Origin of the sequence: Enterobacter sp. WCHEn090032, assembly GCF_003986875.1 — a bacterium.
Lineage (GTDB): Bacteria > Pseudomonadota > Gammaproteobacteria > Enterobacterales > Enterobacteriaceae > Enterobacter > Enterobacter sichuanensis.
Genome location: NZ_RXRN01000030.1, coordinates 25,587 through 39,606, shown reverse-complemented (window position 1 = coordinate 39,606; position 14,020 = coordinate 25,587). Strand labels below are relative to the sequence as shown.

The window sequence follows — 14,020 nt, the reverse complement described above, 5'->3', positions numbered from 1 at the left end:
ATGAAAAGTGAATCTATTTTTATGCAGCGCCGTCTGGCGGCACTGCTGACGGCCGCGGCTTGCCTGGCATCGGCCAAAAGTGCAGCAAATAGTGATGGCTTATTAGCCTTTGTGCCTGTGGACCCTGTGGTAAAATCTCGCATGGTGATGGCCTCCACGCCGCCGGCGCCCGCCGCGCCGCTGGTGGAGCAGGCGCCTGTGAAACCGGTGGTTGCTGCGCCCAAACGCGAAAACACGGCCCCGTCTTCAACGGCCCGGGTACCCAGTGAACAGTATATTCGCGAACTGTTTAATGACGCGGTCAATACTGCGCTGAGCATCAGCCCGGAAGTGCGTGGTGCGAATTTCAATACGGAAGCGGCAGAAGCGAACGTGGATGAAGCCAAAGGCCAGCGCTGGCCGCAAATTGACGTTGGCACCCGTTCCAAAAGCTATCAGTTTGGTGGCGGTGAGCGCCGCTATAGCGACAGCCGCCCGGCGGTCACCGTCAATATGGCGACCACATTGCTCGACTTTGGCCGCACCAGTAACACCATTAAAAGCCGCGAAGCATTGCATGACGCGGCAATCAATAACGTTGATGCGCAGGCGGAAGATATCGCCTGGCAGGTCAGCAGTTCACTGATTGAGCTGAGCAAACAGCGCCAGATCATCAGCCTGAGCCAAAAGTACGTGGCGCGGATGAACGAGCTGGTCGCCATGCTGGACGGGATTGTGAAGGTCGACCAGGGGCGTCGCAGCGAGCTGACCCAGGCCCGGGGGCGTCTGCTGCAGGCGCAATCTTCGCTGGATACGGCCGTCTCGCGTGCTCGTGATATTGAAATCACCCTTAATCGCCTGCTGGGCGATAAGAAAGTGCCTCTGCCGGCGGCGACCGTCTGGAACCTGAAGCCGGGTGAACTGACGTCACAGCTTTCGGCCATCGACAGCCATCCGACGATCCGTCAGGCGAAGGCGGAAACCGCGTCGGCGCTGGCGGATGCGGATGCGGCACGTTCGGCGTCATACCCGACGGTCACCTGGAACGTGGGCAAAAGTACCGGGCGTGACGAGCTGGGGCGAGAGCAATCCTGGGAGACCGGGGTGAATGTAAGCTGGCCGATTTTCCGCGGTGGTTCGCAGCGCGCCGCTGAACTCTCCGCCGCGCGTCGTGCCGACGCCAGCAGAGAAGCCATTGAAAAACAGTTACGCGATCTCGATAACCGCGTGCGTGCAGCCGATCACGATGCCCGCAGCATGCTGGAGCGCGCTGAGTTGTACCATGACTTAGCCTTTGAATCCGATCGCATTCGCCAGGATTTCTTCGATCAATGGTACCACCTTGGCAGACGAACCCTGCTGGATGTGCTGAGTGCAGAAAGTGATTATTACGGTAACCAGGTGGCAGAAGCCACCAACCGCTTTGACGCTTACGCTGCTATTTTTCGTAGTTATGCCAGTGCGGGGACATTATTGCAGTGGCTGAGAAAGCCTTAATCAGCCATTTTTTATTATGACCCCGCAGGCACAGAAAGAGAGTGCAGATGAACCCGTTTTCAGGAAAAAAAATCTATATCGCCTTACTCGACGATCATCCGATTGTGCGCAAAGGGCTGGAAATTATTTTCAGCCAGGAGCCGGATTTCGAACTGAAGGGCAGCTTTGCCAGCCGTATTGATCTGATGAACTTCTTACGCACCAACCGTATTGATGTGCTGATCCTCGACTATTTACTCGGTGAGGACGACATCGACGGATTACCGATGATCAAACAGCTGATGAGCAATTTCCCGTGGCTGAAAATTTTGCTCTCATCGACGCTGGAAAATACCGCGATTGTCCGTCAGGCGCTGAAGGCGGGCGTGCGCGGGCATATCGGGAAAAGCCGCGACGCCTCGGAAGTGGTCGCGGCGGTACGCCAGGTGGCAGCGGGGCATATCTGCCTCTCCGAAAGCATGGAGAAAGAGTTTTATCTTATCTCCGAGCCGACGGCACCGGGTGAGGTGGAAGACGAGCAGCAGGTCATCGAGGGTATTGGCCGTCTGGATGAGCTTTCTCCCCGGGAACTGGAAGTGTTACGCCTTTTCCTGTCCGGAATGTCGGTACTGCAAATTTCTGAGAAGTTCAGCCGGAGCCGCAAAACGGTCAGCGGCCAGAAGAAATCGGCGATGAGAAAGCTGGGGGTCAAGACCGACCCGGAGCTGTTCCTCTGGCACGACCAGCTGCTGTGATCCTCCACTGAGAGCCGCTTTTCTTGCCGGGTGGCGCTGCGCTTACCCGGCCTACTCCACGTTGCAGGCCCGTGCATTGCGCAGCGCCTTTGCCAGATCGCTAATCGAGCACGGCTTAAACAGACAATCGTTCATGCCCGCCTGTAAACACCGCTCCGTAATCTCATGCATCGCATTGGCGGTAAAGCCAATAATCCACGCCGGATCCCGGCCCTGTTCGCGCTCGGCATCGCGTATCATGCCCGTCAACTGGTAGCCGTTAATGCCCGGCATATTACAGTCGGTGATGATCACATCAAACGCCGTGTCGGCCCAGATGTTGAGCGCCTCATCGCCGCTGGCCGCCAGATGTGCGTGCTGGCCCAGCCAGGCCAGCTGTTTGGCCAGCAGGATCCGGTTTGCCGGGTTGTCATCCACCACCAGCACCTTCAGCGCCGGTAACGTTTCCTCTTCCGCCTGCGACGGGGCGCGGGGGGTGACGGCACGGCTCACTTTTGGCAGGGAGAAGGTCGCCCGTACCGTGGTGCCGACCTGCTTCTCGCTGGTGAGGGTGAGCGTGCCATTCATGCTTTCACAAATGGTCCGGCTGATATAAAGCCCGAGTCCCGTTCCTGCCCGGCGGTTGTCTGCCTGGCTGAACGGTTTGAAGAGGGCGGCCTGCTGGCTGGCATCAATACCGACGCCGCTGTCCTGCACCTCAATCACAAACTGGACAGCATCGCCCTCTTCCTGTTGCGATAAGGTCAGCGTTACGCCGCCGCGATCGGTGAACTTAATGGCGTTGCTCAGCAAGTTGGAGAGCACCTGCTTAATACGCAGCGGATCGGCGTAGACCTCATACAGCGGCGTGGTCGGGAAGACTTTCTCCAGCCGGATATTCTTTTCAATCGCCACCCCCTGGAATACCCGCATCATGTTGTCGATGAGCTTGCCAAAATGCACCGGCTCCGGATTGAAATCGAGATGGCCTCCCTCGATGCGGGAGATATCGAGAATATCGCCAATCAACCCCACCAGCCCTTCTGCCGAGTCGTAAGCGACTTCCAGCGCCTGCAGATCGTGTTCGCCCCGGCGTCCTTTTTTCAGCACGATGTCCAGCATGCCGATAATCGCATTCATCGGGGTGCGGATCTCATGACTCATGGTTGACAGGAAGACCGATTTTGCCCGGTTAGAGTCTTCGGCCCGCTCTTTCGCCTCGCTCAGCTCCGCCAGCAGCGATTCACGTTCCGTCAGCATCTCACGAAGCTGGCTGAGCTGTTCGTTCAGCTGTCGGCGCAGGGCGGCTTTACGCACGATCTGCCGACGTAAATAGAGCGCCCACCCCAGCGCCAGCAGCACCAGCACGGCGCTGAAGATGCCCGTGGCAATCAGCACCTCGCGATAGCGATACCAGAAGCTGTCCACCACCACCAGCTCGTTCGGTCGCCAGCGGTTTGCCAGATTCTCCATCTCAATGGGGGAGATGCTCAACAGCACTTTATCCAGAATACGTTGCAGTTCGGGGCTGGCCAGCCCCACGCCAAACGAGATCCAGACGGGGGAATCGCCGACGATCGACACCACTTTCAGCCGATCCGGGAAGTTGGTGTAGATCTGATAATCCGTCATCACCAGAATGCCGAGCGCCGCGTCGGCATCGCCATCAGTAATGCTGGCGAGCAGCTGCGATTCATTGCCCACGTGAACAATCTTGATCTCCGGGTAACGCTCGCGCACCCACTGCTCCACGGCAATGTCTTTGACCACCGCCAGGCGCTTGCCGCGCAGATCGGCCAGGGTGTGGATGTCGTTGCGTGAGGTTGAGGTGGTCAGGGAAAATGCGCTGCGCAAGTAGGGGCGCGTGAAGAGGAGCTGAGACTGACGCGCCTCGCTGGGGGTGATTGACGCGAGCATATCCGCCTGGCCATGGTCCACCTGGGAAATTAACGCCTCCGTGGTCGTCCCGGTCTCAAAACTAAAGCGTAACCCGGTTCTCAGCGAGACAACGGAGAAGAGGTCCGCCACCACGCCACGCAGTATGCCCTTGTTATCAATAAACGAGACCGGCGCAGCGTTATCCTGGCTGTAGATAAGCACCTTCACCTCCGGATGACGGGCAATCCACGCTTTTTCCTGGTCGGTAAAATCCAGCGACTTGGTTCCCTGAGCAATATCGACCCGATCGGGCTGCCAGCGGCGATAGAGATCCAGCTTTTCTTCTTCGGGCACCGCGCGGATAGTGGCGTTGATTAAGGCATTGAGCTGCGGGTTATTCTGGCTCAGGGCGAACCCGACTTCACGGTTGGGCAGCCTGGAGAAGCGCTCGATATGAATATTGTTTAAATAGTTCCGGCTCAGGGAATAGCTGTTGCCCAGATAGGCGCGCGATTGCCCAAACGCCACGGCGCTGAGTGCGTCCTGATAGCTGTCAAACAGACGAAAGCGGGCGTTGGGGTACGCCGCTTTCACCTGAGAAAGGGGGAGATAGTCCCTGACCATTGCCACGTCGGTGTCGGCAAGATCGTCCGCGAGGGGCCGGGTGTCCCGGTCGTTAATACCCAGCACCGGTTTATCGCTGGCGTAGGGGGCTGAGAAAACAAAGGCGTCGTTGGCATCAAAAGCGGCGACAGAGGGGATAAGATCGATATCACCGCGGGCCAGCGCCTGCCACAGCTCTTCCGGCGAGTCGTACATCCGGAGCTTAACCGGCAGATTCAGCTGCCAGGAGACCAGACCAAGATAGTCGGCGCTTAAACCCTCATACTCATGACGCATATTGCGCATACCGAAGGGGGGCGCGTCATAGCGCGTAATGCCGACCGTTAAATTTTGCAAACGCTTCAGCAGCGTGGCCTGCTCTTCGGTAAGCGGTAAACGGTGCATCCCCTCAATAGGGGTACGCATCAGAATCTTATATTCTTCGCTGTGTGCCGGCGGCATCACGAATAAAAATAAAACCAGAAGCAAAAAACGACGAAGGTAGTGGCGCATATCTTTTTATAACGCTCCTGAGGATGAAGTACTAAGAGTGATATTCTGGTTAAAGGTAAAAAGTATTGTTATAAGACAAGGCTTGGTTATTATTCTGGCAATTGAGAATAACGAAAAGCGCAATGTCTGGTCAGGAACGTGATTAATTCGACGCAATCACCTCAATACTAATATAAGCGTACCGTTTCGCCTGTTTTTCGCTGCTTAACGTATGTTAACTGGCAGGAACATCAAGACGGGTCTTGTCGCTTACCTGCCTGGCGAAGAGGAAAATAATACCCACGTTTATTTACTCCTGAGCCCGAACGATGCGCCGAACCCTTCATTCTCACGCTTCCGCAGCGAAACAACACGCCATGCGTCAGAAATTTACTGCTCTGGCTGAGCAGTACCGCCATGCTATGGCCGTCGCGGATTATGCGACCGCCTCCCTCTGCTGCGAAAAAGCGCTGGCCGTTCTGCCGCACAATATGTCGGTGCAGAGCGATTACGCCCTGAGCCTGATGCGTGCGGGAAAATATGACCAGGCGTATAAGGTCTATCGCAAGATTTATCAGTCGCCGCGCCGTCATGAAGCGTCAGAAACCTGGCTCGATGGTCTGGCGGAACTGTGCGGCCATATGGGCAAAACGGATGAAATGCGCGCCTGTGGTCTGGAATCGTTGACCCTCTCGGACCAGCGTTTTCGTCAGGGAACCGTCTGGCCGTTGCCCCAGACGCCACCGCCGCCTTTCCGGACGGATTGCCCGGAAAAGAACATTATTGCGTTCAGCCTGTATGGCGATCAGCCCCGTTACTGCGAAACCTTAATTAAAAATATCGAGGTTGCCGCAGCGCTGTTTCCGGCCTGGCGCTGCCGCGTCTATCTGGACGACTCCGTGCCGCAGCATGTCTGGCAGCGGCTGGCGCAGGCGGGTGCCGCGCTGGTGGATATGAGCGAGGAAAAGGGCATTTACCCGACGCTGTGGCGTTTTCTGGTAATGGATGACCCGCAGGTTGAGCGATTTTTAGTGCGTGACGCTGACTCTCTGCTCTCCGAACGCGAGCAGGTCTGCGTGGAGGCCTGGCTGCGCTCGCCGTTCTATTTCCACCATATGCGCGACTACTTCACCCATACCGAGCTGTTACTGGCCGGGATGTGGGGCGGCTGCGGCGGTGTGGTGCCGAACGTGGAAGGGATGATGCGTCAGTTTGTGGCGGGCTACAGGGGGAGCGCCCGTTTCACCGACCAGTATTTCCTCAAGGTGGCGCTGTGGCCTACGGTCCGACAGAGCATTCTGAATCACGATGAGATCTTTGCCTTTCACCATGCTCAACCCTGGCCCGAGCACCCGCCGATTCGCTGGAAGACCGAACACTTCCATGTGGGCAGCAACGCCGGGTTTACCGTGCTGGCCGGGCCGAGCGAACACGCTGAAGGTGAAAAGCAGACGGTCGCATTGCGTATTGCTGGCGTGAGCTATCCCTACGCGGCGACGGTGCGAGAGGGGCAATGGCGATTGCCCATCCCCTTCTTCCTCGCCGACGATTTTCGCGCCGGCGCGATACAGGTCGAGGTGCTCGCGTAACGGGTTTACGTCTGAGGGGCAACCTCTATGCCTGTCTGTACCAGCAGCTCCGTCTCGATCCCGGAATGGTGATACACCTCATATTGCACCCCATCTACGGTGACGGAGCCTCTCGCCTTCATCCACTCTCCAGGCTCTGACTCCGCAGGCAGCAGATCGGAAAGATTGACCTGCTGGCCGGGCGCGCCTTTTATCAGTAACTGCTGACTGCCATCGTCGATAAAAAGAGGCTCTTCACCCGCAATGAAAATATCGCCGAGGGTGATCTCGACCAGCGCAGACTTTTCATCGTGGGGCGTTAAAGGGTTATTCATTATTGTGGAACCTGTTTATGCATAGCTAATTTGCTGCGTTTTTACCTGTCCGGGTAAAAGGGGACAATAAGGCCTGTCTTATAAAAAACGGCGGTCGATATTTTTTAAAAACAAGACCGACCTTAGTTAGGGCTGGATCGCCAATGGCTAAAATTCCCGCACATTATGGCGGGTATCCAGACAATGCAGAACGACGCGCGGTTGCTAAAATTAAGGCTGCACCCGTCTGCTTATTTTCAGCACTCATTTTTCAGGGAACGACTCAAACGATGCGTTTTATCTCTGCCCGGTTAATTAGCCTGTTTTTACTGCTGTGCAGTATCGGGCAGATACAGGCCCAGGAACTGACGCTGCAACCCCGCGTGCAGGTCAATGCGCCGCACGTCCAGTTTAGCGGTGACGTACAACAGTGGCTGAATAACAATCAAACGCTTCACGTGGGGGTCTGGGGACAGCCGCATCCTCCCCTGAGCGAGGGCATGGACCACGGGCTGTTCAGCGGTATCGCTGCCGATTATCTGGCGCTGCTGGAAGACAGCCTTAAGGTGAACGTCAAACTCCACTACTACAGCCAGAGTCGCGATGCTTTCCAGGCGCTGCGCCGCCATGAAATCCAGATGGTGGCGATGTGGAACCCGGAACTGTGGCCCAACCCCGGGCTGGTGACCACGCCGCCATGGCTGCTGGATAAAGCGGTCCTGATGACCCCTCGCGATCGCGCCGATGACCACCCAGAAGAGAGCCCAAAGACCCTCGGTCTGATGTCCGATACCCACGCCAGTGCGGCGTTGCGTCAACATTATCCCGACAGCACGCTGCGTTTACAGTTCTGGTATCCTTCGGCGATCAGCGCGCTAGCGTTTAAGCAGATAGATGCGCTGTGGATTAACCGCGCCAGTGCGGAGTATCTCACTCAGTACCATCAGGCGCAGGGGCTTCGCTGGCGTTACAGCCCGGCCCTGCCCAATCTGAACATGAGCTTTGGTGTCGACAGGCAACTGCCGCAGCTGGCTGAAGCCATCGACATGGTGTTCAAACATATCCCGTTAGCCAGCCGTTTGCGAATCACCACCAGCTGGGGACTTAACCGGAGCTTTGTCATCACCTCCAATCCGCTGGCGCTGGATCAGGAGGAGGAGAACTGGCTGCGTGAGCATAGTCAGATTCAGGTGATCCTGGACAGCCGCCAGCGCCCGCTGTCGTTTCTGGAAGAGGGGGCGCCCGCGGGTCTGGTGGTGGATCTGCTCAACCAGTTTAGCGAGCAGTACGATATTCACTTTACGCTTCTCACCGCCGGGAGCGACGCCGAACTTAACGCCTTAAAACGCGACAACCCGGATGCGCTGGTACTGAGGCAGCAGTGGGACGTGTCGCAGAAGCCCGCCGCGACCGTGGCGATGACGCCGCCGTTACTGACCACGCCCGCCGTGGTGGTGATGGACCAGGATATCAAACGCCCGGACGATTTTTCCCAACTGAAGGGGGAAAAGCTGGCGATCATGGCTGATGATCCGCTGCGCGCCTGGCTGGAAACCTGGTATCCCACCATTAAGCTGGTGCCGTTGACGCAGATGGACGATGCGCTTGCGCGCCTGAAAAAAGGGGAAATTCGCGGGGTGATTGCGCCGCAGTTCATTGCCAACTATCTGGTGACGCGCCATCACCCCACCCGTTTTTATCTGGCCGTGACGGTACCGGTAGCCCCCATTGACGTGGTCATTGCCGCGCAAAGCGACACCAGCCAGCCGATCAATATTCTCAATAAAGCGCTGGCGGATATGCAGCCGCAGGCACTGATGCAGCTGGCGGGCGACTGGCGGCAAGCGGCCATCGACAATAGCGAAACCTGGGCTCACAGCTCGCTGATTAATTCGCTGGTCTGGGGCGTACTGCTCCTGCTGGTGGTCACCGGGTGCTGGCTGTGGATACATTATCTGCGCGCCGCGCTGCGTCGCGGTAACGTCTGGCAGCAGCAGCTGGCCGAACAGTTACGTTTTACCCAGGCGCTGATTGACGCCTCGCCCGTGGCGCTCTACGTGCGCGATCGCAACGGCCATCTGCTGCGTTACAACCAGGCGTGGGCGGATGCCATCGGCCAGCCGGGCGATGCGTTTCAGGGGCAGCCGGTCACGGCGATCGACATCGCCGAGCCGGCGGTGCTGGCGAATCTGGAGGCAAAATACCAGCAGGCGCTGCAGGATGGGCAACCGCAGAAATGGTCTGAAAGCGTTACGCTACATGGCCAGACGCGTTACCTGCAGGGCTGGATTGTGCCGTGGCACGACGGTCAGGGGGAGATTGGCGGCCTGATTGGCGGCTGGCTGGATGTCACCGAAAAAGAGCAGCTGATCGCTCAGCTCTCTGAGACCAAAAGTAATCTGGAGCAGGCCATAGGCAGTAAAAACGCCTTTATGCAGAGCATGGGCCATGAGGTGCGCACCCCGCTCAGCGTGATCACCGGCCTGCTGGAGATGGAGCTTCAGGCGCTTGATGCGCGGCATGAGCATAATGAAAACCTGAATCTGATTTGGGAATCCTCGCTGAATCTGCTTTCGTTGATTGGTGACATGTTCGATGTCTTCCGTGCCGATAACCCGCAGCTGAACGGAACGATGCGCAGCACGCATCTGCCGCAGCTGATCCACAGCACGGTGGCGCTTTACCGGCAGCAGGCGGAAGCGAAAGGGATCACCCTGAACGTGCTGATTGAGCTCTCCACCGAGCGCTTTATCACCGATCCGCTGTTGATTATTCGCATCCTCTCCAGCCTGCTGCGTAACGCCATCAAGCATGCGCATTGTCAGGAGATAGACGTTGAGGTGTATGAGGGCAGCAGAGCGCCGGACGCCAGGACGATCCCGTTGGTTATCGAGGTGTGTGACCAGGGAGAGGGCATTGACCCACATCAGCTGGAAGAGATAAGCGGACGCGCTCACCGCGTGACGCTGAAATCAGAGTGGACCGACACCGGGTTCAGTTTACCGGCCTGCCTGTTTATGGCGCATGCTGCCGGTGCGCAGGTGCGCATCGACAGTGAACCGCATGAGGGTTGCGTGGTCAGCCTGCACTTCAACGCGGAGCCTGCCGCCAGTAAGGTGTTGACCCCGCCGCCCGTCGACCAGGCGCGCAGTCTGCATATTCTGGGGGTGGATGATTACCCGCCAGCCCGCCGTGCGCTGCAGCAGCGGCTGGAGTCCTGGGGACACCGGGTGTCGCTGGCGACCCAGGGCGCTGAGGCACTGTCGATGTGGCAGCAAAATCCTGACTGCTACGATGTCATTATTACCGACTGTACGATGCCAGAGATGGACGGCTATGAGCTGGCGCAGCAGATCCGTCATACCGAACAGCTTAACGGTCATCCACCGGTTCCGATCTTTGGCCTGACGGCGATGAGCGGGGCAGAGGCGGCAGAGCGCTGTATCGCTGCCGGTATGAATGAATATCTGGAAAAACCGCTGACGGCAGAGAAGCTGCAGACGCTGCTGGATCGTTATTTTGCCGTCGGCAGCGCGAAACCTGATCGTGTGAGTGATACCACGCGGGCGCTGCAGGCCGAAATGGCGGAGGTCAACCGGGAAGATGCCCGCCAGTTGACGCAGTGGCTGGCACAGAAAGATCGCGAAAAGGTGGGGCGTATGGCGCACCGTATCAACGGCGGCGCGCGGATGATGAACATGTCATCGTTGCAGAAGGCCTGCGAACAGCTGGAAACGGCCTGCCACAACGACGACGCCTGGCAAGAGATTGAGCTCCTCGTGCAGCGCGTGCTGGACGAGATCGCCCGCGTTAATCAACAGTTGGTGTCTGAGGAAGAGGGATGATGAACGTGCTCCCCTGCGCACAAAAACAGATACAGACGGCCTGCACGCTTATCGAGAACATTCTGGGAAGCGAGCTGATGGCGATTCACTTATACGGGTCGGCAATGGACGGCGGCCTGAAACCGCTGAGCGATATCGATCTGCTGGTCACGGTGCGCTCACCGCTGCGGGATGAACAACGCCATGCCTTAATGCAGCAGCTGCTGGCGGTTTCGGCCTGGCCCGGGACGTCGGAGATTTTCCGGGCGCTGGAAGTGACGGTGGTTGTCTGGTCGCAGATGGTGCCATGGCGATTTCCGCCCGTACGGGAGCTGCAGTTTGGGGAATGGCTACGGGACACGATATTAAACGACGAATACGAACCGGCGCAGCCCGACCCCGATCTGGCGATTTTACTCACCAAAGCGCGGCAGAACAGCCTTGCCCTGCGGGGAGAGGCGGCCAGCACGCTGTTTGAGGTGGTGCCTGAACGCGATCTGCAGCAGACGTTTCGTCAGACCCTCGCACTGTGGAACGGGGCCGAGGATCTGGAAGGTGATGAGAGGCATATCCTGCTGACGCTGGCGCGCATCGGGTATAGCGTAGAGACCGGTCAGATCGCGGCGAAAGATGAGGCAGCGGCCTGGCTGATGCCACAGCTGCCTGCGGCCCATGCGAGACTGCTGGCTGAGGCGCGCGCAGAATATCTCGGCGAGGTCACCGTGAACTGGACAGAAAAAATGCCTCAGGTTGAGGCATTTGTCCGCGATGTCAAAAAAGCGATTGAGAAAAAACTGGCGTTACCCTAGCGCATGGTCACAAACTCTTCCGCCGCCGTAGGGTGGATCGCCACGGTGTTGTCGAAGTCTTTTTTGGTCGCACCCATCTTCAGTGCCACCGCGAAGCCCTGCAGGATCTCATCCATGCCGAAGCCAATGCCGTGGATACCGACAATCTTCTCTTCCGGGCCGACGCAGACCAGCTTCATGCGGCACGGCTGACGGTGAGAGGTGACGGCGGTATACATCGCAGTAAACGCGGATTTATACACTTTCACCTGATCGTCGCCATATTGCTCGCGCGCCTGCGGCTCGGTTAAGCCGACGGTGCCGATTGGCGGGTGGCTAAAGACCACGGTCGGGATGTTGCTGTAGTCCAGATGCTCGTCCGGCTTGTTGTTGAACAGACGCTCGGAAAGGCGACGCCCTGCCGCAACGGCCACCGGGGTCAGCTCAACCGCGCCGGTGTTATCGCCCACGGCGTAAATGCCCGGCACGCTGGTATTCTGGAATTTATCAACGACGATGTAGCCTTTTTCGTCGGTTTTCACCCCCGTCACGCCGAGGTTGAAGTTGTCGTTGGCGGGTTCGCGACCAATCGCCCAGATCAGGCAATCCACGGTCTGGCTGCGGCCATCTTCCAGCTCAAGCGTCAGGCTGCCGTCTGCATTTTTCACCACCGCTTTTGGCACGGCATTGGTGTGCAGGGTTGGGCCTTCGGTGTTCATCACTTCGACCAGCGTATCCACAATCAGCGGGTCAAAGCTGCGCAGCGGCGCGTGTTTACGCACGAACAGGTGCGCCTCAGCACCCAGACCGTTAATCACGCCGGCCAGCTCCACTGCGATGTAGCCCGCGCCCACGATGGCAACGCGTTTTGGCAGGGCAGGCAGTTCGAAGAAACCATCAGAGTCGATGCCATATTCCGCGCCCGGGATATTCGGGTGGCTCGGGCGACCGCCGGTGGCGATCAGGATATGATCGGCGGTGATCGTCTCACCATTTACTTCGATCGTCTTCGCGTCCACAAAACGGGCGAAACCGTGAATAACGTCGACGTTATTTTTACCCAGCACGTTGTCGTACGAGGTGTGAATACGGTCGATGTAGGCGGTACGGCTGGCGATCAGCTTATCCCAGTCGAAATGGTTGATGGTGGTGTCAAAGCCGTAATCCGGGCCATACATATGGATAGCTTCACGGATTTGCGCTGCATGCCACATCACTTTCTTCGGTACACAACCCACGTTCACGCAGGTGCCGCCCAGCGCTTTGGCTTCAATCAGCGCACATTTCTGGCCGTACATGGCCGCACGGTTGATGGAGGCGATGCCGCCGCTGCCGCCGCCGATTGCGATGTAGTCATAATGCTTAGTCATAGCTTTTGTCCTTAATCGTGAATTGCCGCGATTGTATACCTGAAATCAATAGTTTCCACCGATGGCTGCGATTACTCCGGCACGATCCAGCTGACGCTGGTGTGGCCCGTTCCCGCTGGCACCAGCGTTTTGTGCAGCCACGGCAGGACGTTGTTCATCTGCGCTTCGAGCTTCCATGGCGGGTTAATGACGATCATGCCGGAGGCGGTCATGCCGCGCTGGTCGCTGTCCGGGCGTACCGCCAGTTCAATCTGCAAAATTTTGCGGATGCCGGTCGCTTCCAGGTCTTTGATCATGCGCTTGATTTGCGCACGCAGAACCACCGGGTACCACAGGGCATACGTCCCGGTGGCAAAGCGTTTGTAGCCTTCGTGGATGCCGGTCACCACCGCCTGATAGTCGGTTTTGATTTCGTACGGCGGGTCGATCAGCACCAGACCGCGACGGGAAACCGGCGGCAGTTTGGCTTTCAGTTGCTGGTAGCCATCGGCTTTTTCCACGCGGGCGCGGCTGTCTTTCTGGAATTCAGAACGCAGCAGCGGGAAGTCGCTCGGGTGCAGCTCGGTCAACTGGATGCTGTCCTGCTCGCGCAGCAGCTGGCGGGCAATCAATGGCGAGCCTGGGTAGTAGCGCAGCTGGCCGTTGCGGTTGAAGTGATTCACCACGCCAATGTACGGCTCCAGTTCGGCAGGCAGGTCGTCCTGCTGCCAGATGCGGGCAATCCCTTCCAGATATTCACCGGTACGCTCGGCGTGCTCGCCGCTCAGCTGGTAACGGCCTGCGCCCGCGTGCGTGTCCAGATAGAGAAACGGCTTCTCTTTCTCTTTGAGTGATTCAATAATCAGACTCTGAACGGTGTGTTTGAGGACGTCGGCGTGGTTGCCTGCGTGAAAGCTGTGGCGATAACTGAGCATGGGTAATGAAATTCCGATGAAATGACGATTTGCCACAGTTTACAGCAGAACGGCACAGATTACCCGTCGGCCCGCGAAGC

At 57.9% G+C, this 14,020-nt stretch carries 9 protein-coding genes; 5 read left to right on the top strand and 4 right to left on the bottom strand.

Annotated features, from left to right (window positions below):
- A complete protein-coding gene (locus tag EKN83_RS19715; RefSeq protein WP_126801531.1) occupies nucleotides 1–1,476 on the top strand; it encodes a TolC family protein in 1,476 nt (491 codons plus the stop codon).
- 47 nt (nucleotides 1,477–1,523) lie between these two features.
- The gene (locus EKN83_RS19710) at nucleotides 1,524–2,210 is read left to right on the top strand and encodes a response regulator transcription factor (RefSeq protein WP_126801530.1); all 687 of its coding nucleotides are present in this window, start codon (nucleotides 1,524–1,526) and stop codon (nucleotides 2,208–2,210) included.
- Nucleotides 2,211–2,261: 51 nt separating this feature from the next.
- Here the strand turns inward: EKN83_RS19710 and EKN83_RS19705 are convergent, their stop codons facing one another.
- Nucleotides 2,262–5,096 (bottom strand): transporter substrate-binding domain-containing protein, encoded by a 2,835-nt coding sequence (locus EKN83_RS19705; protein WP_260591314.1) that lies wholly within the window; start codon nucleotides 5,094–5,096, stop codon nucleotides 2,262–2,264.
- A gap of 443 nt (nucleotides 5,097–5,539) precedes the next feature.
- Here EKN83_RS19705 and EKN83_RS19700 point away from each other — a divergent pair, with 443 nt between their 5' ends.
- Nucleotides 5,540–6,751 (top strand): tetratricopeptide repeat protein, encoded by a 1,212-nt coding sequence (locus EKN83_RS19700; RefSeq protein ID WP_126801528.1) that lies wholly within the window; start codon nucleotides 5,540–5,542, stop codon nucleotides 6,749–6,751.
- Between the two features lie 5 nt (nucleotides 6,752–6,756).
- Here EKN83_RS19700 and EKN83_RS19695 read toward each other — a convergent pair whose 3' ends face one another.
- Nucleotides 6,757–7,065, bottom strand: coding sequence for a Biofilm associated protein A (locus tag EKN83_RS19695; RefSeq protein WP_185857688.1), 309 nt, complete (start codon nucleotides 7,063–7,065; stop codon nucleotides 6,757–6,759).
- A gap of 269 nt (nucleotides 7,066–7,334) precedes the next feature.
- Between EKN83_RS19695 and EKN83_RS19690 the strand changes: the two genes are divergently transcribed.
- The gene (locus EKN83_RS19690; RefSeq protein WP_126801527.1) at nucleotides 7,335–10,889 is read left to right on the top strand and encodes a response regulator; all 3,555 of its coding nucleotides are present in this window, start codon (nucleotides 7,335–7,337) and stop codon (nucleotides 10,887–10,889) included.
- Nucleotides 10,886–11,677 (top strand): aminoglycoside adenylyltransferase family protein, encoded by a 792-nt coding sequence (locus EKN83_RS19685; RefSeq protein ID WP_126801526.1) that lies wholly within the window; start codon nucleotides 10,886–10,888, stop codon nucleotides 11,675–11,677. The genes EKN83_RS19690 and EKN83_RS19685 overlap by 4 nt, the downstream gene beginning before the upstream one ends.
- Here the strand turns inward: EKN83_RS19685 and gorA are convergent.
- Both gorA and EKN83_RS19675 read right to left on the bottom strand, forming a co-directional pair.
- On the bottom strand, nucleotides 11,674–13,026 hold the full coding sequence (gorA, locus tag EKN83_RS19680; protein ID WP_045286391.1) for a glutathione-disulfide reductase: 1,353 nt from the start codon (nucleotides 13,024–13,026) through the stop codon (nucleotides 11,674–11,676). The genes EKN83_RS19685 and gorA overlap by 4 nt on opposite strands.
- A gap of 71 nt (nucleotides 13,027–13,097) precedes the next feature.
- Nucleotides 13,098–13,940, bottom strand: a complete 843-nt coding sequence (locus tag EKN83_RS19675; protein ID WP_008503119.1) for a 23S rRNA (adenine(2030)-N(6))-methyltransferase RlmJ — start codon at nucleotides 13,938–13,940, stop codon at nucleotides 13,098–13,100.
- Between the last annotated feature and the right edge of the window lie 80 nt (nucleotides 13,941–14,020).

Bases quoted from the DNA above. Each gene is read 5' to 3' on its own strand.
- EKN83_RS19700 (WP_126801528.1), top strand. From the start codon at position 5,540: ATGCGTCAGAAATTTACTGCTCTGGCTGAGCAGTACCGCCATGCTATG.
- EKN83_RS19705 (WP_260591314.1), bottom strand. From the start codon at position 5,096: ATGCGTACCCCTATTGAGGGGATGCACCGTTTACCGCTTACCGAAGAG.
- gorA (WP_045286391.1), bottom strand. From the start codon at position 13,026: ATGACTAAGCATTATGACTACATCGCAATCGGCGGCGGCAGCGGCGGC.
- EKN83_RS19675 (WP_008503119.1), bottom strand. From the start codon at position 13,940: ATGCTCAGTTATCGCCACAGCTTTCACGCAGGCAACCACGCCGACGTC.
- EKN83_RS19690 (WP_126801527.1), top strand. From the start codon at position 7,335: ATGCGTTTTATCTCTGCCCGGTTAATTAGCCTGTTTTTACTGCTGTGC.
- EKN83_RS19695 (WP_185857688.1), bottom strand. From the start codon at position 7,065: ATGAATAACCCTTTAACGCCCCACGATGAAAAGTCTGCGCTGGTCGAG.
- EKN83_RS19715 (WP_126801531.1), top strand. From the start codon at position 1: ATGAAAAGTGAATCTATTTTTATGCAGCGCCGTCTGGCGGCACTGCTG.
- EKN83_RS19685 (WP_126801526.1), top strand. From the start codon at position 10,886: ATGATGAACGTGCTCCCCTGCGCACAAAAACAGATACAGACGGCCTGC.
- EKN83_RS19710 (WP_126801530.1), top strand. From the start codon at position 1,524: ATGAACCCGTTTTCAGGAAAAAAAATCTATATCGCCTTACTCGACGAT.